Source organism: Acidobacteriota bacterium, assembly GCA_003696075.1.
Lineage (GTDB): Bacteria > Acidobacteriota > Polarisedimenticolia > J045 > J045 > J045.
This window is the reverse complement of record RFHH01000181.1, coordinates 13669-34098: the sequence shown is the minus strand read 5'-3', so window position 1 is coordinate 34098 and position 20430 is coordinate 13669. Positions and strand designations below refer to the sequence as shown.

General features: G+C 71.3%; 17 protein-coding genes. 12 read left to right on the top strand and 5 right to left on the bottom strand.

Going from position 1 to position 20430, the window contains the following annotated elements:
- The 4 genes from D6718_12130 to D6718_12115 form a co-directional block, all read left to right on the top strand.
- Positions 1-228 (top strand): hypothetical protein (locus D6718_12130; GenBank protein RMG43539.1); only part of this gene is annotated, 228 nt, incomplete at its 5' end.
- Positions 229-462: 234 nt separating this feature from the next.
- Complete coding sequence (locus tag D6718_12125) at positions 463-936, top strand: GAF domain-containing protein (protein ID RMG43538.1); 474 nt, start codon at positions 463-465, stop codon at positions 934-936.
- Between the two features lie 79 nt (positions 937-1015).
- A complete protein-coding gene (locus D6718_12120; protein RMG43537.1) occupies positions 1016-2173 on the top strand; it encodes a homogentisate 1,2-dioxygenase in 1158 nt (385 codons plus the stop codon).
- A 10-nt stretch (positions 2174-2183) separates the two neighbouring features.
- Complete coding sequence (locus tag D6718_12115; protein RMG43536.1) at positions 2184-4118, top strand: AMP-dependent synthetase; 1935 nt, start codon at positions 2184-2186, stop codon at positions 4116-4118.
- Positions 4119-4125: 7 nt separating this feature from the next.
- On the opposite strand, the gene D6718_12110 is transcribed toward D6718_12115, so the two are convergent.
- Positions 4126-6282 (bottom strand): S9 family peptidase, encoded by a 2157-nt coding sequence (locus tag D6718_12110; GenBank protein ID RMG43535.1) that lies wholly within the window; start codon positions 6280-6282, stop codon positions 4126-4128.
- Positions 6283-6418: 136 nt separating this feature from the next.
- On the opposite strand from D6718_12110, the gene D6718_12105 reads away from it, so the two are divergent.
- From D6718_12105 to D6718_12080, 6 genes are all read left to right on the top strand, one after another.
- Positions 6419-7219 carry a GNAT family N-acetyltransferase gene (locus D6718_12105; GenBank protein RMG43534.1) on the top strand — a complete coding sequence of 267 codons (801 nt, stop codon included), beginning with the start codon at positions 6419-6421 and terminating at the stop codon, positions 7217-7219.
- A complete protein-coding gene (locus D6718_12100) occupies positions 7216-8019 on the top strand; it encodes a 1-acyl-sn-glycerol-3-phosphate acyltransferase (protein RMG43533.1) in 804 nt (267 codons plus the stop codon). Before D6718_12105 ends, D6718_12100 begins: the two co-directional genes overlap by 4 nt.
- Positions 7998-8510: a DinB family protein gene (locus tag D6718_12095; protein RMG43532.1), complete on the top strand. Its 513-nt coding sequence runs from the start codon at positions 7998-8000 to the stop codon at positions 8508-8510. Before D6718_12100 ends, D6718_12095 begins: the two co-directional genes overlap by 22 nt.
- Positions 8511-8516: 6 nt before the next feature.
- The gene (locus D6718_12090; protein RMG43531.1) at positions 8517-9266 is read left to right on the top strand and encodes a hypothetical protein; all 750 of its coding nucleotides are present in this window, start codon (positions 8517-8519) and stop codon (positions 9264-9266) included.
- Positions 9191-11845 carry an alpha/beta fold hydrolase gene (locus D6718_12085; GenBank protein RMG43530.1) on the top strand — a complete coding sequence of 885 codons (2655 nt, stop codon included), beginning with the start codon at positions 9191-9193 and terminating at the stop codon, positions 11843-11845. The genes D6718_12090 and D6718_12085 overlap by 76 nt, the downstream gene beginning before the upstream one ends.
- A gap of 138 nt (positions 11846-11983) precedes the next feature.
- A complete protein-coding gene (locus D6718_12080; protein ID RMG43529.1) occupies positions 11984-13591 on the top strand; it encodes a hypothetical protein in 1608 nt (535 codons plus the stop codon).
- Positions 13592-13599: 8 nt separating this feature from the next.
- On the opposite strand, the gene D6718_12075 is transcribed toward D6718_12080, so the two are convergent.
- From D6718_12075 to D6718_12060, 4 genes are all read right to left on the bottom strand, one after another.
- Positions 13600-13977 (bottom strand): hypothetical protein, encoded by a 378-nt coding sequence (locus D6718_12075; protein ID RMG43528.1) that lies wholly within the window; start codon positions 13975-13977, stop codon positions 13600-13602.
- A 108-nt stretch (positions 13978-14085) separates the two neighbouring features.
- The gene (locus D6718_12070; protein ID RMG43527.1) at positions 14086-14775 is read right to left on the bottom strand and encodes a hypothetical protein; all 690 of its coding nucleotides are present in this window, start codon (positions 14773-14775) and stop codon (positions 14086-14088) included.
- Between the two features lie 79 nt (positions 14776-14854).
- Positions 14855-16579 carry a hypothetical protein gene (locus D6718_12065; GenBank protein ID RMG43526.1) on the bottom strand — a complete coding sequence of 575 codons (1725 nt, stop codon included), beginning with the start codon at positions 16577-16579 and terminating at the stop codon, positions 14855-14857.
- A 94-nt stretch (positions 16580-16673) separates the two neighbouring features.
- Complete coding sequence (locus tag D6718_12060) at positions 16674-17657, bottom strand: hypothetical protein (protein RMG43525.1); 984 nt, start codon at positions 17655-17657, stop codon at positions 16674-16676.
- Between the two features lies 1 nt (position 17658).
- Here D6718_12060 and D6718_12055 point away from each other — a divergent pair, with 1 nt between their 5' ends.
- Both D6718_12055 and D6718_12050 read left to right on the top strand, forming a co-directional pair.
- Positions 17659-19680 carry a DUF885 domain-containing protein gene (locus D6718_12055; protein RMG43524.1) on the top strand — a complete coding sequence of 674 codons (2022 nt, stop codon included), beginning with the start codon at positions 17659-17661 and terminating at the stop codon, positions 19678-19680.
- A 186-nt stretch (positions 19681-19866) separates the two neighbouring features.
- Positions 19867-20073, top strand: a complete 207-nt coding sequence (locus D6718_12050) for a cold-shock protein (protein RMG43523.1) — start codon at positions 19867-19869, stop codon at positions 20071-20073.
- Positions 20074-20430 lie beyond the last annotated feature (357 nt).

Below are 20430 nucleotides of genomic sequence, written 5' to 3'. Positions count from 1 at the left end.
GGGGATCTGTCGAGTCTGGATGGGAGCGACTACGGGTCGTGCCAGTCGGACCGCGATCCGGACCGGACGGACACGCGTTTCGACGATCCGGAGGTGCCGGCGTCGGGTGCGGGATTCTTCTATTTGGTGCGCGGCCTGAACGCGACGTGTCCCGCGGCGGGGACGTGGGGCTCGGACAGCAGCGGAAACGAACGGGCGAACGGCAACCCCGCGGGGTGCGTGCCGTAGCCGGGAAGGCCGCTCGGAGCCGGGGAGCTTGTTCGGAGTCGGGGAGCAAGCTCCACGGCTACCGCTGAAAGGAGAAAGGGCGCGCGTGAAAGGCGCGCGAGGGTGCGTGGGGGCGGGCGCCGGGCGGCGCGCTGAACCCGCCGCGGCCGGCCCGGGTGCACGGCTCTGGCAGCGCGCCCCCCCTCGGGCCAGAATGAGGGGCCCGGCGCGACCGCCGGGGCGAGGCCGACCCGGATGACCGGACCGTCACCGACCGATCGCCTTTCCGGACGTTACCAGCGCATCGCCCGCCAACTCGAGGAGCTGTTCGCCGCGACCCCGGACCGCACGGCGCGGATGGCGACCGCCGCGGCGCTGCTGCACCACAAGATGCCGCACTTCTTCTGGACCGGTTTCTACCGGCTCGTCGGCGAGGATCTCGTCGTCGGCCCCTACCAGGGATCGCTCGCGTGCCAGGTGCTCGAGCGCGGCCGCGGGGTCTGCTGGGAGTGCGTGCGGCGGGGCGAGCCGGTGCTCGTTCCGGACGTTCACCGCTTCCCGGGCCACATCGCCTGCGACGCACGATCGAAGAGCGAGGTCGTCGTCCCGCTGCGCGAGGCCGGGCGGGTGGTGGCGGTGCTCGATGTCGATTCCGATCGTCTGGACGCCTTCTGCGGAACCGACGTCGAGGGCCTCGTGACCATCGCCGACCTGATCATGCGCGCCTGAACGCCCTCGGCTTTCCTCGGGGTAAGATGACGCCGCCCCGGCGCGCGCCCGGTCGGACCGCCGGGATGGAGACGCCGCGATGATCCACCGCCTTCAGCGCGGAGACGTTCCCGACAAGCCGCACACCGCCTTCCGGCCCGAGGGCTCCATGGCCTTCGAGCACTGCCTGACCCGTCAGGGATTCGACGGGCTCTACACGATCCTGTACCACCGGCGGCCGCCCCACTGGATCGGCTCGCGAGAGGAGCTCGGACCTCATCCCGGGGTCGCCGAGCCGGAGGCGGGTGACCGGACGCGGCGCCGGCATTTTCTGACGCCGCGGCTGCCTCGGGGAGGAGCGCCGTTTCGCGGGCGGAAGCTGCTGCTCGCGAATTCCGATCTCGGCGTCTGGATGGCACGGGCGGCGGACGCCGATCCGGAGCTTTGCGCCAACGCCGACGGGGATGAATTGCATTTCGTGGTGGAGGGCGGCGGCCGACTGGACACGCCGCTCGGCTCCCTCCGGGTGGAAACGCACGACTACGTTTTCGTTCCACGCGCGCTGCCGCACCGATGGTTGCCGGACGGAGTGCTCACACTCTTGGTGCTCGAAGGGCGGAGCTATGTCGATGTGCCCCGCCAGTTCCGCAACGCCGGCGGCCAGCTCCGCATGGATGCACCGTACTCGCACCGGGACTTCCGGCCCCCCGAGTGGCCCGATCGCGGCCCCGCCTCGCTCGGCGCGCCGCGGCGCCTCGTTGTCAAGCGGGGCGACGCGCTGACCGCTCATGAACTCACACACGATCCGTTCGACGTGATCGGCTGGGACGGCCAGGTCTGGCCGTTCGCCTTCCCGATCCGGGCCTTCCAGCCGAAGACCGGCCTCGTCCACCTCCCCCCGACGATCCACCTCACCTTCGCTGGAGGCGGTTTCATCGTCTGCTCCTTCGTCCCCCGGGTGGTGGATTTCCACGAGAAAGCGGTGCCCTGCCCGTATCCGCACAGCTCCGTGGATTGCGACGAGATGATCTACTACGTCGAGGGAAACTTCACCAGCCGCAGGGGCATCGCGCCGGGATCGATCTCGTTGCACCCGGCGGGGGTTCCGCACGGCCCGCACCCCGGAACCTACGAGGCGTCGGTGGGCACGCAAAGGACGCAGGAGCTCGCGGTCATGGTCGACACCTTCAAGCCGCTGGTCCCCACGAAACACGCGCTCGGGATCGAGGATCCTGACTATCACCTGAGCTGGTCCTGAGGAGGCAGCGATGGGTACAGGCGAGATCATCTGGCGGCCCCGCCCGGACGACCTCGAGAACTCCCACGTAGCCCGCTTCATGCGCCGGCACGGCATCGCCGACGCCGCCGAGCTGCGGCGCCGCGCCGCCGCCGAGCCGGAGTGGTTCTACCCGGCGATCATCGACGACCTGGGCATCGAGTGGTTCGAAGACTACCGGCAGCTCTATGACGACTCCCGCGGTCTCCCCTGGACCGAGTGGTTCATCGGCGGCCGGATCAACATCGTGCACAACTGCCTCGACCGGCACCTGCGGGACGGCCGAGGTGCACACACGGCCGTGATCGCGGAAGACGACGATGAGAACGTCGTCACGCTGACCTACGAACAGCTCGCCGTCCGCGTTTCCCGCCTTTCCGCCGCGCTCGCCGGCCTCGGCCTTGGTGCCGGTGATGCGGTCGGCTTCTACCTGCCGATGTCCGCCGACGTCGTGGTCGCCCTTCTCGCCTGCCTCAAGATCGGCGCCGTGCCCGTCCCTGTCTTCGCCGGCTTCGGGCCGGAGGCGCTGGCGGCCCGGCTGCGGGACGCGGGCGCTGGGGTGCTCCTGACGGCGGACGGAACCCGGCGAAAAGGGAAGAAGATCGCGTTGAAGCCGACCGCCGATGCCGGCGCCGACCTGGCGGAGTCGGTCTACCAGGTGGTCGTTCTCCGCCACAGCGGCGACGAGATCCCGTGGAACAGCGAGCGCGACCTGTGGTGGCACGAACTGGAAGAGGCGGCACAGGACGAGTGGGCCACGGAGGAACTCGACGCGTCGGCGCGTTCGCTCATTCTCTACACATCCGGAACGACGGGCAAGCCGAAAGGTGCGGTGCACACGCACGCGGGGGTCCAGATCGTCACCGCCAAGGAGGTCGGCTACCACATGGACCTCCGCCCCGGCGAACGGCTCTTCTGGCTGACCGACATCGGCTGGATGATGGGACCGTGGGAGATCCTGGGCGCCCTGTTCCACGGGGGGACGGTCGTGCTGCTCGACGGCATGCCGACCCATCCGGGGCCGGATCGGCTGTGGGCCATGGTGGAGCGGCACCGCATCACCCACCTCGCGGTCGCGCCCACGGCCGTCCGCCTCCTCGCCGGCTTCGGGACCGAGCCGCTCCAGGCACACGACCTGTCGAGCCTCCGGGTGCTCGGCTCCACGGGGGAACCGTGGGACGCGGCGTCGTACATGTGGTACTTCGAGAACGTCGGCGGCTCCCGCTGTCCGATCATCAACATCTCGGGAGGCACGGAGCTGATGGGATGCCTCCTCGCCCCTCTGCCGGTGGCGCCGCTCAAACCGGCGACTCTCCAGGGGCCCGCCCTCGGCATGGACGTGGATGTCTTCGACGAGGAGGGACGAAGCGTGCGCGGGGAGGTCGGTTACCTGGTCTGCAAGAACGCCGCTCCCAATATGACGCGCGGCTTCCTCAACGACCCGGAACGGTACCTGAAGACCTACTTCGAGCGGTTCGGGGAGAGCGTCTGGTTCCACGGGGACTGGGCCCTTTGCGACGAGGACGGCTTCTGGTTCCTGACCGGGCGCGCCGACGACACCCTGAAGATCGCCGGCAAGCGAATCGGTCCCGCCGAGGTCGAGGCCGCCGCCGTGGACCACCCGGCGGTGCGCGAGGCCGCTGCGGTCGGCCTGCCGGACGAGATCAAGGGGACGCGTCTGGAGCTGCTGGCGGTCCCCGCCCCCGGCGTCACGCCGAGCGACGAGCTCGGCCGGGAGGTCGCGGCGCACATCGCGGAGAAGATGGGGCCCGCCATGCGCCCGGCGGCGGTGCGCTGGGTCTCCGCGCTCCCGGTCACCCGGTCGGGCAAGATCGTCCGGGGTGTCATCCGGCGGGTCCTGATGGGCCAGCCTCCGGGCGATCTCTCCTCGGTGGCCAACCCCGAGGCGATCGACGCTCTGCGCTGAGGCTTCTCTACCGGCCGGCGGCCAGGTGCCGCTCGAAGAACTCCGTCATCCGCGCGTAAAAGTGGCGGAGAGCGGCGCCGCGGAAACCGTGCTTCTGCCCCGGATAGATCGCCATTTCGAACGGCTTGCCGGCCTCGACCAGCTCGCCGACGAACGCTAGCGTGTTCAGCATGTGGACGTTGTCGTCGGCCGTCCCGTGGACGATCAGCAAGGCATCGGCGAGGTCCGCCGCGTGGCTGATCGGCGAGGACTCGCGGTAGCCGTCCTCGTTGTCCGCCGGACTGTCGAGATACCGCTCGGTCCAGATCGTGTCGTAGAGGGTCCAGTCGGTCACGGGAGCCCCCGCCACGCCGGCCCGCCAGACCCCGGGCCGGTGCAGCAGGCAGTAGAGGGTGTTCGCGCCGCCGCCCGACCAGCCCCACAGACCGATCCGCGCCGTGTCGGCGTAGGGAAGCGAGGCGAGGAATCTCACCCCCGCGAGCTGCGCTGCGAGGTTCACCTCCCCGAACCGCCGGTGGATCCGATCCTCTCCCGACTTGCCGAAGTGGATCGATGCCGCGTTGTCCACGCTCAGGACGAGGAACCCGCGCTGGGCCATCATCTTGTGCCACAAGCCCCGGCCGCGCCCGGACCAGCGGCGGGCGACCACCTGCGAGCCCGGCCCTCCGTAGTGATACATGATGGCCGGATGCCGGCTCCCCGGCTCGAGCGTCTCCGGCTCGAGCAGCATCGCGGGCAACCGCAGCCCTTCCGGTCCTGGAATCGTCAGGAAGCGCCACCGGGGTAGCGCGTCGGGATCGAATTGCGGCGGCGAAGACGGCAGGGCCACCGCGGAGCCGTCGCCGCGGATCAGCTCGATCCGCGGCGGATGGTCGGCGTCGCTGAAGGAGTGCACGAAGTGTCCGCCTCGCGGCGACGGCCACGCCCGGTGCCAGCCGTCCCCGTCCGTGACCGCGACCGGGACGGGGCGGTCCACCGGGACGCGGAAGACATGCCGCACCGTGGCGCCCAGCTCGCCCTTCCCCGTGGCGGTGTACACGATCTCGCCGCTGCCCCGGTCGAAACCGTCGAGGGAGGTGACGATCCGGTCCGGCGGGGTGAGCGGATGCAGCAAGTTCCCGTCGCGGGAGTAGAGATAAAGACGCCGCCGGCCGCTCCGCTCCGAACCCCACACGAACCGTCCATCCGGAAGCACGAGAAAGTCCTTCTCCACGTTGACCCAGGTGGGATGGCTCTCCTCGATCAGGGGCTTGCACTCGCCCGATTCCGGGTCGCAGCGGAGCAGCGTCAGGGTCGTCTGCTCCCGGTCGAGCCGCAGAATGTCGAGGGCTCTGCCGTCCGGCTCCCAGGCGACCCGGGCGAGGTAGGCGTCCCGGTTTCCCGTGTCGGCGTAGACGATGCCGCCCGTGTCCAGGTCGAGAACACCCACCCGCACGGCGGGGTTGATGCGCCCCGCCGCCGGGTACTTCTGCCAGCGGACACGCGGATAGGGACGTTCGACTCCCGCGATGGGGAACGCGTCGACCGCCGTGTCGTCGAAGCGGTAGAAGGCGATCCGCCGCCCGTCCGGACTCCACCAGAATCCGGTGGCGTCACGCCCCCAGATTTCTTCCCAGTACACCCAGTCGGTGTCGCCGTTGAGCACCGCGCCGGGGCGACCGTCGCGGGTGAGCGCGCGCTCCTCGCCTTCGGCGAGATCGATCAGGAACAGATTCCCGTCGCGGACGTACGCGATGCGGGTCCCGTCGGGCGAGAACTTGGGATCCTTCTCTTCGGCGCGCGTGCGGGTCAGCGGGCGAGAGTCGCTCTGCCCGAGCGGATGGAGGAAGAGGTCGCCTCCGGCCCGCAGGAGCAGCGACTCTCCGGCCGGCGACCAGAGGACGGCGTCGATGCGGTCGGCTCTCTTCCCTCCGGCCTCCAGCGACGACGCCTCCAGCTCTTTCGCGGTCCGCCCGGTGCCGACGTCGGTGACGTAGACGGCGTCGCCCCCGGCGCCGTCGTAGAGGAAGGCGAGTCTCGCCCCGTCCTCGCTCCAGACGAAGCCGCGCGGCCGCCGCCCCTCGGCCCCCTCGGCGCCGATCAGCGCAGGGTCTATAGGGGCCGCGGGTTCGGCGGTCCCGGGCAGGGCCGCGAGCGACAACGCGATCAGCAAGGCACGGCGCATGGTCGTCTCCTCGGGAGGGTTCCGGTGTGACGCGACTGTAGGGCATCGCTCCGCGGCTTCCAACCGCCCCCGGAGGAACTCGGTGTGCCTCGGGCCGGGCACGGGCCGATAATGCGGTCACCCTTTCGGAGGGCGAATGGAGAGCGAAACTGGAACGGCGGCCCGGACCGACTACCCGGCCTTCCCGGAGCTGCTTCCCGAACCCGACCGGTCGCACCCGCGGTTCGAGGTTCGCTTCGCGCGGACCCCCGCCGACCTCGACCGGGTGGCCCGGCTGCGGTTCGCCGTGTTCAACCTGGAGCTGGGAGAGGGTCTCGACGAGTCCTGGGCCACCGGGCGCGATCTGGACGAGTACGATCCCGGATGCCATCACCTCATGGTCGAGGACCGGAGGACCGGAGCGCTGGCCGGCACCTACCGCCTGCAGACGAGCGCGATGGCGGCGCGGCATCGCGGCTTCTACTCCGCTTCCGAGTTCGATCTGTCCGGATTTCCGGCGGCGCTCCTCGAGGACGCGATCGAGCTGAGCCGCGCCTGCGTGGCGCGCGAGCACCGGAATCACCAGGTCCTGTTCCTGCTGTGGCGCGGCCTCGCCCGCTACGTGCGCCGGTCCGGCAAGCGCTTCCTGTTCGGCTGCTGCTCGCTGACGAGCCAGGATCCGGCGGACGGTGCCCGTGCGCTGGCCCACCTGCGGCGGGGCGGCCATATGCATCCCGAGTACCTCGTCCATCCGCGGCCGGGGTTCGGATGCGATGGACCGTCCGCGGCCGGCGGGGAGCGGTGCGAGTTGCCGCCGCTGTTCCGGGTCTACCTGAGGTACGGCGCGAAAGTCTGCAGCCTCCCGGCGATCGACCGGCGGTTCAAGACGATCGACTTCCTCGTCCTCTTCGACGTGACGCGGATGCCCTCCGGCGACTTCCGGCGCTTCTTCGAGTGAGCCACGCGATGCGCGGTCATCTCCGAGCCTTGCTGCGGATTCTCGCACTCGCCGCGGTGACCGGTTACCATGCCGCGGTTCTCTCGGCGCGCCTCGTCTCGGCCCGCCGCGACGAGGACAGGTTGCGACGGCGGCTGGACCAGTTTCGGCGATGGTGCCGGGCGGTGGCGCGGATCTCCGGGATGCGGATCGAACCGGACGGCTCCCCGGCGGCGCCGCCGGTGCTCCTGGTAGCGAACCACCTTTCGTACATGGACGTGATCGCCCTCGGGGCCACCTCTCCGGCGATCTTCGTCGCGAAGGCGCCGGTGGCGCGGTGGCCCCTCCTCGGGCCGATCACGCGCCTGGCCGGAACGATCTTCATCGACCGCGCGCGGATGAGCGATCTGAAGCGGGCTCTGGCGCAGATGGGAGCGGTGCTGGACGCCGGGTTCAGGGTGGCGTTCTTCCCCGAGGGGACCAGCACCGCGGGGGACCGGGTGCTGCCGTTCCGTTCCCCGCTGCTCGACGCAGCGATCCGCCGCGGCCTTCCGGTGCAGCCCGCCGCGATCCGGTACGAAACGGCGCCTGGCGACCCTCCCGCCGGAGAGGCCGTCTGCTGGTGGGGCGACGCCGTGATGGCCCCGCACCTGTGGAGGCTGTTGGGACTGCGGGGATTCACCGCCGCCGTCCGCTACCGGCCCGCGCGCACCGGCCCGGACCGGAAACAGCTGGCCTCGGAGCTGAGAGACGATGTCTGCGAGGCCCTCGGCCTGAGCGAGGAAAGGAGTGAGGAGCGATGCCTTCCCGGAACGGCCTGATCGGGCGCAACGTGGAGGTGCTCAGGCAGGGGGAGGCGCTGATCCGCTCGCTCGACGCCGCCACCTACTCGCGCCCCATCCCTGGCCAGCGGGCCACCGTCGGGGCGCACTTCCGCCACGGCATCGATTTCTACGAGCGCTTCTTCGCCGGGATCGGTGACCGGCGAGTCGACTACGACCGGCGGCGCCGGGACGCCGCCGAGGAGACCGACCCGCAGCGCGCTCTGGCGCGGATCCGCCGCACCGTGCACTCGCTGCGCGAACTCCGGGACATCGGCACCGAGACGCCGCTGCTCGTTCGCGCCGAGTCGGGCTCCGATCCGGAGCGAGCCTGGCAGCCGTCGAGCGTGGGACGGGAGCTCCAATTCCTGCTGTCGCACACGGTGCACCACTTCGCCATCGTCGCGCTCGTCCTGCGTTCCTGGGGCTGCGCCGTCCCGGAGACCTTCGGCGTCGCCCCATCGACGCTCGAGTCCTGGAGTGAGCGTTGACGGACGATGTGCACGCTGAGCTTCGTCGACCGGCCCGAGGGTTTCGAGCTCTTCTTCAATCGGGATGAGCGGCGTGACAGGAAGGCGGCGCTTCCGCCGAGCGTCCACCCCGGACCGCTGCGGTTCCTCGCGCCGATCGACGGGGAGAGCGGCGGCACCTGGATCGCCGTCAACGAGGCGGGCCTCGTCCTGTGCCTGCTCAACCACTACGAGGGGACGGAGGGTGCCGTCGAGAGCGGTTTGGAGAGCCGGGGCCGGCTCGTCGTCGCCCTGGCCGCCTGCCGCTCCGCCGCCGAAGCGGCCGGCGCGGTCACGGAAGGGGTGGCCCGGCGGTTCCGTCCCTTCCGCCTCGTCCTTTTCCAGCACGGCAGCCCGCCGCTGATGGTCCTCTACGACGGCCGCGGGGTCGCCCGCAGCACGCTCGCTTGGGACGCCGAGCCGGTGGTCTCCTCGTCCGTCGACCCGGCCGGGGTGACCCTCTCGCGGCGCCGTCTCTTCCGGCGGTTGGGCCCGTCGGGCCGCCGCGATCCGAACCGGCTCTTCGAGTACCACCGGAGCCACGAGCCGGAGATCGGCCCCTATTCGGTCTGCATGCACCGGCCGGACGCCAGGACGGTCAGCCTGACCCGCGTCTCGGTGGAGCGCGACGTGGCACGGATGTGGTACGCCCCGGGCCCCCCGTGCCGCACGGAGCTCGGCCCGCCCCGGACCCTTCCCCTGCGGCGGCTCCCGCAGGCCTCCCCGCGCGGCGCGTGAGCGGCCGCTCCCGTTTCCGGAAGCGCGCCCGGCGCGCGGCCGCCCTCGCCTACCTGGCGGCCCTCGCCCTGTCGACGGCGGTCCGGGCCTTCCTGCCGGGTTGGGGACCGCCGAGGCCGGGGCAGCGCGTCGCGGTCATCGACGAGCGTGAGGCCGGAACCGGGTGCACGGGCGTTTCGCACATCGCCTGGACCGACCGCCCCGGCCCCCCCGGCCCTCCCGTCCTGCTGATCCACGGAAGCCCCGGCGACGCCCGGGGGCTCTCCGGCCTCGCGGAGCGCCTGGCGGGCTCCCGGCGTGTGCTCGCGCCGGACCTGCCGGGACACGGGGCGAGCGAGCGGGAGCCTTGCGACCTGTCGATCGAGGCGGATGCGTTGCGCCTCGGCGCGTGGCTGGATGCGCTCGGAATCGAGCGCGTGCACGCCGTCGGCTACAGTCTCGGCGGCGCGGTGGCGATCCTGCTGGCGGACCGCTTTCCGGAGCGGGTGGCCTCGCTCACCCTGCTCTCGGCGACGGGCGTTCAGGAACTCGAGCTCCTCGGGGACGCGCGGCTGAACCACGCGCTCCACGGGCTGCAACTGGCCGCCTTGTGGTCGCTCCGCGCGTTCACCCCCCACATGGGGCTGCTCGATCGGACCTTTCCGGTCGTCTCCTACGCGCGCACCTTCTACGAGAGCGACCAGCGGCCGCTCCGGGCGGCCCTGAGGCGCTGGAGCGGCCCCGCCCTGATCGTCCACGGCAAGGCCGATCCCCTGGTTCCCGCCGCCGCCGCGCTGGAGCATCACCGGCTCCTGCCCCAGAGCGAGCTGCTGCTCGACGAGGGGGATCACTTCACCGTCTTCCGGCACCCCGGCCGGATCGCCACCGTCCTGAAGGACTTCCTCGACCGGGTGGACGGCGGTCTGGCCGCGGTGCGCGCCACGGCCGATCCGAACCGCGTGGCGATGTCGGAGCGTCCCTTCGACCCGACGCGGGTCCCTCCGGCGTCCGGCCTGGCGCTCGTCGTGCTTTCCGCGCTCATCGCGGCGGCGACGCTGGCCAGCGAGGATCTGACATGCCTCGCCACGGGGGCGCTCATCGCGGCCGGACGGATTCGATTCCTTCCCGGCACGCTCGCCTGCTTCGCCGGAATCGCGATCGGCGACCTCGGACTGTTCGCGGCCGGGCGCCTGCTGGGGCGCCCCGCCCTCCGGCGGCCGCCGCTCCGTTGGCTGATCCGAGCCGATCAGGTGGAGCGGGCGCGGGCCTGGTTCGAACGCCGCGGTCCCGCGGCGATCTTCGCGGCACGGTTCCTTCCCGGAGCCCGGCTGCCGGTCTACTTCTCCGCCGGTGTCGCGGGGGCCGGGGCGGGTGCGTTCGTTCTCTACTTCTTCGCGGCGGCCGCGCTGTGGACGCCGCTCGTGGTGGGCGGGGCAGCGCTCGCCGGGCGGCCGTTCCTCGCACCGCTGCTGGCGGCGCGCCGGGTGGGGCTGGCCGGAATCGTGGCGGCGGTCGCCGCCCTCGTCCTCGCCGGAAGGCTCGCGGCGGCCGCGGCGACCCACCGGGGCAGGCGCCGGCTCGCCGGGTGGTTTCTCCGCCTCCGTCGCTGGGAGTTCTGGCCGGCGTGGGTGATCTACGGCCTTCTCGCCCCGCGCCTGCTCCACCACGCCTGGCGGTACGGCGGCCTCACGGTGTTCACCGCCGCCAACCCGTGCATCGAGGCGGGCGGATTCGTCGGCGAGTCCAAGAGCGGGATCCTCGCGGCCCTGGAACGCGCCGGCGCTCCCGTGGCGCGCTTCCGGTTGATCCCGCCCGGCGGGAAAGAAGATCGGCTGCGCGCCCTGGAAGCGGCGGCCGCCGCCGTCGGGGGACCGCCGGTGGTCGTCAAGCCGGATGTCGGCGAGCGCGGATACGGCGTCCGGATCTGCCACGACCTCGACCAGGCCCGCCGCCGCATCCTCGATGACGGCGAGGCGCTGATCGTGCAGGAGTACGTGCCGGGGGTCGAGTTCGGGCTGTTTTACGTCCGGCGCCCCGGAGAGGAGAGGGGGTTCCTCTTCTCCGTCACGCGCAAGAGGCTGCCGGAGGTCGTGGGCGACGGCCGCCGCACGCTGGAGAGGCTGATCCTCGACGATCCCCGCGCCGTCGCCCTGGCACCCGTCTACTTCGCCGCCAACGCCGGCCGGCTGGACGATGTCCCGGCGGCGGGCGAGCGGGTCCGCCTGGTCGAGCTGGGCACCCATTGCCGCGGGGCCGTGTTCGAGGATGCAGCGGAGCTGGCCACTCCGGAGCTGTCGCGCCGGATCGACGAGATCAGCCGCCGGGTACCGGGGTTCCACTTCGGGCGCTACGACGTCCGGGCACCGTCGGAGTCCGACCTGGCACGCGGAGAGGGGATCCGGATCATCGAGCTGAACGGAGTCACCTCCGAGGCGACCCACGTGTACGACCCGCGGTTCGGCCTGCGCGAGGCCCTGGCGGTGCTCTCCGAGCAGTGGCGGCTCGCCTTCGAGATCGGGCGCGAGAACCGGGCCCGCGGAGTGCGGCCGACCCCGCTTCGCCGCCTTCTCGCCATGGCGTGGCACCACCGGCGCGGATGACGCCGGTGTGCCGCTTGTCCCGGCCTTGCCGCCGCCGTTCCGTCATGGCCGGCGCCGGGGCCAGACCCTAGATTGGCAGCGTCGACCGGTCTGCCCGGCGGCGGCCACGCCGCCCGGGGACCGGTCCGGGGACGGCCCGTGAGCGGTGGCGCCGAAGGAACGCTCGAGCTCGATCACCTCCTGAGGGTCGCGGTCAAGCAGGACGCCTCCGACCTTCATCTCAAGCCGATGCGGCCTCCGCTGCTCCGGCTCCGGGGAAAGCTCATCCCCCTCCCCGGCCGACCTCTCACGCCCACGGAACTCGATCGCGTCCTGCGCCGGCTCCTCACACCGAAGCGGGCGCGGCTCCTCGCCGAACGGATGCGGGTCGAGTTCGGCTATTCGCTGCCCGGCGTGTCTCGGTTCAGGGCGACGCTCTTCCACCAGCGGGGAACGCTGGCCGCTTCCTTCCGGCGGCTTCCTGCGGCCCCGCCGACGATCGATTCGCTGCACCTGCCGGACCTGCTCAGGCCGTTGGCCGGCCTCGCGCACGGCCTCGTGCTGATCGCCGGACCGCCCGCCTCCGGGAAATCGTCCACCCTCGCGGCGTTGCTGCGGGAGGTGGTGGACCGCCGGCTCGTTCAGGTGTGCACGATCGAGGATCCGATCGAGCACCTCATCGCCGACGGGCTCGGTTCGGTGATCCAGCAGGAGATCGGCGCCGACGTCGCCACCGCCGAGGAGGCGCTGCGCAACGCCATCAGGGACGGGGCCGACGTGATCGCGCTCGACGAGGTCCGCGACGAGCCCACGTGGTCCGCCGTCGTGGACGCCGCCGGCGATCGCCTCGTGATCGCCACCGTGCGCGCTGCGTCGCTTTCGGAGGCGATCGCGGCGGCCGGTGCGGGGGAGGACGAGCGGCGGCGGGCACGGGTCGCCGAGGTCCTCCAGGCGGTGGTCCACCAGCGGCTGGTGGAGCGCGCGGATGGCAGCGGGATGGTGGCGGCGGTCGAGGTGATGCGGCGGACCGACGACCTCGCGGCCCTCGTCGCCCGAGGCCGGCTCGAGGAGATCGTGCCGGCGATCGCCCGGGAGAACGGCGGCCGTGGCATGCAGACGCTCAACCAGTCGCTCGTCGCGCTGGCGGTGCACCGCGTGGTGGAACCGGAGGCGGCGCGGCGGGTCTCCCCCGACGCCGCGGAGTTCGACGCCCTCCTGCGCGGAGTTTGCCAGCGGGCCCTGCACCCGGAGAGGCGGCGCCACGGCGTCAACGAGGAGTCGACGATGCCGACGGAAGCGGAATTCGCTCGGATTCACAGGTTGCTGGATGCCGAGTCCCGGTACGAGAAGCTCCGGCGGGAGACCGAGCGGCAACTCGCCCAGCGGGACGCGAAGATCCGCGAGCTGGAGGAGGAGCTCCGCACGCTCCGTCAGGCGGAGGCGGCCCGCATCCGCGAACTGCGGCACATGGAGGCCGACCGCGAGGAGATCCTCAAGGCGGTCGAAACCCAGAACAAGCTGTACGAGATGGAGGCGAAGCAGACGGCCCGCCGGTTGGAGCAGCTCGAGCGCGAGCTCGAGGAGATGCGGTGCCGCGACCGCGAGCAGGCCGAGCGGATCCGGCGCATCGAAGAGGAACGGCGCCGCGCGGTGCAGGCGTTCGAGGAATTGTGCCGGAGGTACGAATCCAAGCTCGGTGGATTTCCCGCCGACGAACCGACTTCCGAGATGACCGAGGACGAGGACGACGTCTGGGGAGACTGGTAATCGGGCCCTCAGCCCGCCTCTGATGAGGCCGCCTTCGCATCGACGGTGATCTCCGCTTCGTGCCCCTTCGCCTTGAGGATCGCCAGGCAGAGGGCGTGCGGGAGCGTGTCTCCCACCGTGAAGGCGACCGGGACCCAGCTCGAGTGGGTCTCGTCGGAACTCATCTTGATCCAGACCTCCGGGACAGGGTACTCGATCGTGAGCTTCGCCTCGTCGAACTCGCTCAGGAAGATGTCCACGGCCTCGAAGGCGAGGGCCGGGTCGGTGCTGTAGGCGGGATAGGTCTCGTCCGGCATCCCGCTCGTCGCCCCGCAGATCAGGGTGGCGACGAGCCGGTTCAAGGCCGGCCCCGGCGGCAGGTACTCGGGAGGCTTGGGCAGGTTCACGTCCTTCCCCCTCCGGCGTCAGGGCCCCCGAGGGCGCACCCGGCGGGGCCCTCGGGACAATATTCGGCCCCCGTCCGGCCCTGACAAGCGGGGCCCCCGCAACGGCCCTCAACCGGCGGGAGCGTGCCAGTGCTCGGGGGCCACGAACCGCCGGATCGCCTCCCGTGCCGGCTCGAGTCCGAGGTCCGCGCAGAGCCGCTCGATGGGGGCGAGGTCACCGCCGACGAGGCCGCCGGGCCAGATCTCGCGCCACCAGGCACCGCTGGCCTTCAGTCGCTCGAGCCGGTCGAGGTAGGCCCGGCAGAAGAGCCGCCAGAAGCGTGGATCGCCGGAGCGGCGCCGCATGAAACCGGTCCTCAGGCAGGAGCGAACGACGTCCTCTTCGCGCCTCCGGACGATGACCCACCGCGCTGCCGGGAAGGCCGTCGCCCACGCCGGCCACAGGAGCGTGAGCTTGGCGTCCTTGAACAACCAGGGGCGCCGCCCGTCGTACCCCTCGATCCTCAGCGCCTCGAGGACGACCCGCTCCAGGCCCCGGATCCCGGGGACCTCGGCCAGCGCCGGGAGCGGGTCGACGCCGCGCGGGTCGGCGTGAAGGGCCCGGAGGAGCCTCTTGTCGATCTCGTCACGCAAGAAGGCGTTCTCGAAGAACCCCTTCGGATTCTCCGGGGTCGGCTCGACGCAGCGGCCCACGAACGCGCCGCACCTCTCGAGGCACCCGGCGATCAGGGAGGTACCGGAACGGGGCAGCCCCGTCACGAGGATCGGCCGATAGGCCACCGGCAGGGCGTCATCCATCCCTGCCAACGTCGATTCTCCGGGCCGCCTTGTCCAGCCGGCGGCCGGCTCCCCTTCCCGGGGCCGCGGGGAAGGCCCGTCAGTACCAGTACGCGACGAGGCTGACCGCCCAGCTTCCGGTCCGGACGGCGACGTGATAGTCGACGTCGTAGGTGCCGCCCGGTGCCAGATAGGCCGTCATGTCCAGATCCTGGTCGCACGGGGCGTCGTGATGGCAGGCGATGTAGCCGGGGCACCAGCCGGCGCGCGAGAAGGTGCAAGAGGGCCACCCGCAGGCGTTCCACTCCTGGCAGGCGAAGATGCTTCCCGGACTGCAGTCGTCCCGCCACGGCACCGTTTCCCACACGGGCGTGCCGTCGACGATGATCTGGTTCAGGCGATGGCAGAACTCGTCGCAGTTCTGGCAGGAGCCACCCGGGCACTCCGCGCTCGAAGAGCAGGCGCCACCATCGTTGCTCCCGCCGTCGCAGCGGGAGTTCCCCCCATGGCCGGTGGTGAACAGCCGGGTCATGACCTGGGTGGCGGAGGCGGGGATGCTGATCGTCTTCGTCGGCGGGTCGGCGTTGCCGAAGAAGAGCACCTTCACGCCCTTGGCGGGCGGCTTCGGCGAGGCCTCCTCGGGCCGCTCGCTGAAGTGGAAGTCGGCGCTCACCCACCAGTAGCGGACATAGGTGGAGATCTTCGCACCCAGGTACTTCCTTCCGACGAGCAGCGGCCGGTAGGGCGTGATGTCGAGCGTCAGCACGCGCGGCGGAACGACCCCCGAACCGTCCGGGGGCGGCGCATCGGTCCCGAACGGGGTGATGGCCCGCATCAGCTCGAGGTTCTCGTGCGTCCCGACGCAGCTCCCCCCGGTGTCGACGCAGTCGTCCAGCACCAGGAAGAGATGGGCCGTGCGGTCCCAGGGATCGCCGCACGGATTCCAGCCGGGATTCTGGTCGCCGCACTTGTCGGGGGCGATCGGCGGCCCGCACAGCCGGGAGTCGAGCGTGAGCGTGACCGTGATGTTCGTCCAGTCGCCCTCCGGAAAATCGACCGCCAGCAGCTTCTCCTGCCCGTTCGAGCGCTGGATCTCTCCCGGGAGGGGCGGGCAGTTGTCCGCCCCCCAGCAGAGCTTCACCTCGTTCATCGCCCGGAGGTCGATCGTGCCGCCGACGGCATCGACGTGCTCGTTGGAGAAGTCCGACTCGTTCCCGTTCACGTCGATCGCGGTGACCGCCGCATACCAGTTGACGTTGGTCTCCAGGCCGGTGAGGGAGTGACTCGTGGCCATCCCCACGTCGTCGACGAATTCGTACTGCCGGGAAGCGCGCCCGTAGTACACGCGGTAGCCGGTGACCTGATCGGCCGGCTCGGCCGAGGTCCACTGGAGCTCGATCGAGGTGTCGGTCCAGTAACCGGACAGGACGGGGGGCTTCGTGATCGTGCTCTTCTTGGTCCGGCCCTCGTTGCCGGCCGTGTCGACGGCGCTGACCAGATAGAAGGCGTTCCCACCCGGGGTGGCCGCACCCGGATCGACGAAGTCGGTCGAGGTGGACGTCCCGATCTGGTTCGATCCCCCGGACTTGTCCGGGACGAAATCGGGTGTGGCGCCGCGATAGATCTTGTAGAAGTCGACGTTCTCGGGCTGTCCCGCCGCGTCGGTGGTCACCGGCGCCCAGGTGAGGTGGACGTCGGTTCCCTCCCGCACGGCCGTCAAGCCGGTGACGTCGGCGGGGTTGGTGACGTCGGCACCCATGGCGGGCGCCGCGATCAGTGCCGCGCACGCGGCGGCCGCCGCGGCGCCGGCAGGCCAGCGCGACATGAGACCTCCTCGAGCCGGCGACGATCCCCGGAGAGCCGGGCGCGCCGTCCGCCACGTTTCTTACGACGATGCCGCCGGGGCCACAACCGGCCGGTCACGATCCCCCGCGCACGGGGTGGATCACGACACCGTCCGGATAGTCCGGGGCCGGGACCGAGGGGATCGGAGACTTGCCGTCCCCGGCGCGCCAGCCATGCTCCTCCGGGCGATAGACGATGCGGATCGCCCGGAAAGGCGGGTCGGCCCGGCGGGAGATGTAAAGACCGAGCCGCGTCCGGGAGCGCATCGGGAGGGTCGGGCCGATCCCCACCGGTTCGAGGCAGCGGTAGGACGCCCGGCGGCAGAAGGTCTCGAGGACAGCCTCCGGTGTCGGGGCGGTGATCCCCGCAAGCTCACCGCCGGCGGTGCGTTGAAGCTCCACCAGCGCTTTCGGCGGCAGCGGACGCGCCGGCGGACGCGGTGCCGGCCGCTCGCGGGGAGCGGCGGCGGCGGCCGGCGGCGGCGCTTCCTCTCCGGGCGCCGTTTCCTCACCCGCCCGCCGGGGGGTCAGCAGCAGGAGGAGGAGGGCGAGCCCCGACGCGGCGACCGCCAGCCAGGCGGCGCGCCGGTCGAATCCGGCCCGAGGTGCGGCGGAGCTCCCCGCGGCGGCGTTGCGGGCCTTCGCTTGCGCCTGCGCGAGCGACAGCCGGCCCTCCGCGACCTGCAACGCGAGAAGGAACGGGAGCCGGTGGCGTTCCGCGATCCGGCGCGCCTTCTCGACGGCGTGCCGGGGGCGCGGCTCCGGGGGAGCCTCCTCGGCCGGCTGGTCGGTGCCCTCCGAGGTCTCGCCTTCGATCTTTTGGCGCAGAGCCCTGGGTGTCGCCGCCTCGTCGCCGCCGCCGCTCGGCTCGGCCTCTTCGGAGGGAGACGAGGACGCCGCCTCGAATCTCTCCACCGCTTCCCGCGGGATGTTGCTGTAGTGCTCGCCGCAGGCCCCGCAGACGAGGTCGAGCAGCCCGTCCTCGCGCTCCTCGGCCGACATCTCTCGGCCGTCGCCGCATGTGACGCAGAAGAACTGGACCGTGCAGGCGGTCGACACGATGGGCTCGCTCCGGCGGCCCCTCCCCCGGCGATCCGGACGCCACCCGGGGGCCCTGCTGCCGGCGGGAAGGGCTCTCGGCACGCATCGGCCCCCGCACGCCCGACTTGAGCGAGGTCCGGAGGCTCTCGGCCGGCGACGGCAAGGGCCGGTATGCTGGCGGAGCTCGACGGGGGGCGCGGAGGAAGGTCCATTGTTCGGGAAAGCTCTGATCGGTTCGATCGTTTTCGTCGTGGCCCTCAAGGTCCCCGCCTGGTCGGCGTCGAGCGACGACGAGCGCTTCGACCGTCTGGCGTCCGAGTACCTGGACCGGATGCCGGCGCTCTCCCCCGTCGGCGCGACCCTCCTGGGGGATCACCGCGTCGACTCCGAGTTGGACGACGTCTCCCCCGAGGCGCGGCGGGCGCGGGCGGCGTTCGCACGGGAGTTCCTCGGGCGGCTCGCACGGATCGACCGCCGCGCCCTCTCACGGGACCGGCAGGTCGACGCGGCGCTCTTGGAGCACGCGCTGCGCAGCGAGCTGTTCGAACTCGAAACCTTGCAGGAGTGGGCCTGGAATCCCCTCCTGTACACGAGACTCGCCGGAAGCGCGATCTACGGGCTGATGGCGCGTGACTTCGCCCCGCTTCCCCGGCGGCTGGAGAGCGCCGCCGCGCGCCTTTTGGCTCTGCCGCGGTTTTTCGAACAGGTGCGGGCCGCCCTCGACCCGGCCCGCGTTCCGCGCGTCCACGCGGAAACGGCGGCGCGGCAAACCGAGGGATTGCTGGCGGTGCTGGACGAGATGGTTCGGCCCCGTCTGGATGCGCTGGAGGGCCCGTCCCGCCGGCGGCTGGAGCGCGCCCTCGAGAGCGCGCGGGAGGCCATCCGCCGCCACCAGCGATGGCTCGAGGAGGAACTGGTCCCAGCGGCCTCGGGCGACTTCCGGCTCGGCCCCGCGCTGTTCGACGCCAAGCTGAGGCACACGCTCTTCTCGCCCCTCGGCCGCGAGGAGATCCGCTCGCGGGCCGAGGCCGAGCTCGCCCGGGTGCGCGAGGAGATGTACGGGCTCGCGCGGCAGGTGTACGCGCGCCTTTATCCCTACACCGAGTTCCCCGAGAATCCGAGCGAGGCGTACAAGCAGGCGATCATCCGGGCGGCGCTGGAGGTTGCGTACCGGCAGCTCCCGGACAAGGACGCCCTCGTCGAGACGGCGCAGCGCATGCTCGACCGCGCCACCGCATTCGTCCGCGAACACGGCCTGGTGAGCCTCCCGGAGGATCCCGTGGAGATCATCGTGATGCCGGAGTACCAGCGGGGCGTGGCGGTGGCCTACTGCGACGCCCCCGGTCCCCTCGACGTCGGGCAGAAGACCTTCTTCGCCGTCGCGCCGCTTCCCGCCGGGTGGACCGACGAACAGGTCCGGTCGTTCCTCCGGGAGTACAACCTGATCTCCATGGCCGAGCTGACCGTCCACGAGGCGATGCCCGGCCACTATCTCCAGCTCGCCCGCGCCAACCGGTACCCCTCCAGGCTCCGTGCCGTCCTCGCCTCCGGTCCCTTCATCGAGGGATGGGCCGTCTACGCCGAGAAGCTGATGGCGGACGCCGGCTTTCCGGACGACGACCCGCTGACGAAGCTGGTGAACCGCAAGTGGTACCTCCGCGTCATCGTCAACGCCCTCATCGACCAGGGCGTCCACACCTCCGGTATGACCCGCGAGGAAGCGATGCGCCTCATGGTGGAGACGGCGTTCCAGGAGAAGAGCGAGGCGGAGGGGAAGTGGCGGCGCGCCCAACTTACCGCGGTCCAGCTCTCGACGTACTTCGTCGGCTACCTGGGCCACGCCGACCTGCGGCGCGAGGCGGAGCGCCGGTGGGGGGACGCCTTCGACCAGCGCCGATACCACGACCGGCTGCTCTCCTTCGGATCGCCGCCGGTACAGTTCGTCCGGGCCTTGCTGTTCGACCTGCCGATTCCCGCTTCCCCGGCGGAAACCGCGCCGGGAGCGCAGGAAACCGGCTCCCGGCGAAAGAGCAGCGAATAGCCGCGCTTGTCGCCCCGGCCGGAGCGGGCCGATAATCGCCCGGTGAAACGATCATCTGGCGGGAGGTTCCGCGCACGCCGCTTCAATCCGTCGGTGGAAGCGGTTTCCACCGGGGCGGCCGGAGAGTCCCGCCGCTGTCGCTTGCGAGCGCTGTGTGGTGTTCCGAGCGAGTGAGGTCAGCGAGTCATGGCACGCGGTACCGTGAAGTGGTTCAACGACGCCAAGGGTTACGGTTTCATCCGTCAGGAAGACGGGACGGATGTTTTCGTGCACCACACGGCGATCGAGGGTTCCGGGTTCAAGTCGCTCAACGAGGGTGAAGTTGTCGAGTTCGAGGTGACCCAGGGTCCGAAGGGGCTCCAGGCCAGCCACGTGAAGCGCTCGCAGGGCTGAGCGAAAACGGAACCGGGACGGCGGCGCCCCCGGCACCGGGGGCGCCGTTCTTTTTGGTGCCTTTCCGACGGGGCGTTTTCGCACCGAACTCGCTCCGCGCCGATCGGCTGCCGCGGTGGAGCGCCCCATCGGCGGTCGACCGCCAAAAGTCTCGACGAGTCACCCCTTTGACCGGCGCTGCGCACGATCGAAGCAGGACTTCGGTTCTGTGACGAGCGGACTCGCCGAGCCGGTCCTGCCCGGAGAGCCGCCTCACCGCCGCTGGCCCCCGTCAGGCGGCGGCGAGCGCGCCCCGGACCTGTTCGCGGTCGTCGAAGGAGATCGCGTCCGCACCGGCCCGGCGGGAAGCGATATCCT

Excerpts from the sequence above, each read along its gene's own strand:
- D6718_12125 (RMG43538.1), top strand. The coding sequence starts at position 463 with ATGACCGGACCGTCACCGACCGATCGCCTTTCCGGACGTTACCAGCGC.
- D6718_12110 (RMG43535.1), bottom strand. The coding sequence starts at position 6,282 with ATGCGCCGTGCCTTGCTGATCGCGTTGTCGCTCGCGGCCCTGCCCGGG.
- D6718_12095 (RMG43532.1), top strand. The coding sequence starts at position 7,998 with ATGCCTTCCCGGAACGGCCTGATCGGGCGCAACGTGGAGGTGCTCAGG.
- D6718_12055 (RMG43524.1), top strand. The coding sequence starts at position 17,659 with ATGGGCTCGCTCCGGCGGCCCCTCCCCCGGCGATCCGGACGCCACCCG.
- D6718_12050 (RMG43523.1), top strand. The coding sequence starts at position 19,867 with ATGGCACGCGGTACCGTGAAGTGGTTCAACGACGCCAAGGGTTACGGT.
- D6718_12090 (RMG43531.1), top strand. The coding sequence starts at position 8,517 with ATGTGCACGCTGAGCTTCGTCGACCGGCCCGAGGGTTTCGAGCTCTTC.
- D6718_12065 (RMG43526.1), bottom strand. The coding sequence starts at position 16,579 with ATGTCGCGCTGGCCTGCCGGCGCCGCGGCGGCCGCCGCGTGCGCGGCA.
- D6718_12120 (RMG43537.1), top strand. The coding sequence starts at position 1,016 with ATGATCCACCGCCTTCAGCGCGGAGACGTTCCCGACAAGCCGCACACC.
- D6718_12115 (RMG43536.1), top strand. The coding sequence starts at position 2,184 with ATGGGTACAGGCGAGATCATCTGGCGGCCCCGCCCGGACGACCTCGAG.
- D6718_12105 (RMG43534.1), top strand. The coding sequence starts at position 6,419 with ATGGAGAGCGAAACTGGAACGGCGGCCCGGACCGACTACCCGGCCTTC.
- D6718_12070 (RMG43527.1), bottom strand. The coding sequence starts at position 14,775 with ATGGATGACGCCCTGCCGGTGGCCTATCGGCCGATCCTCGTGACGGGG.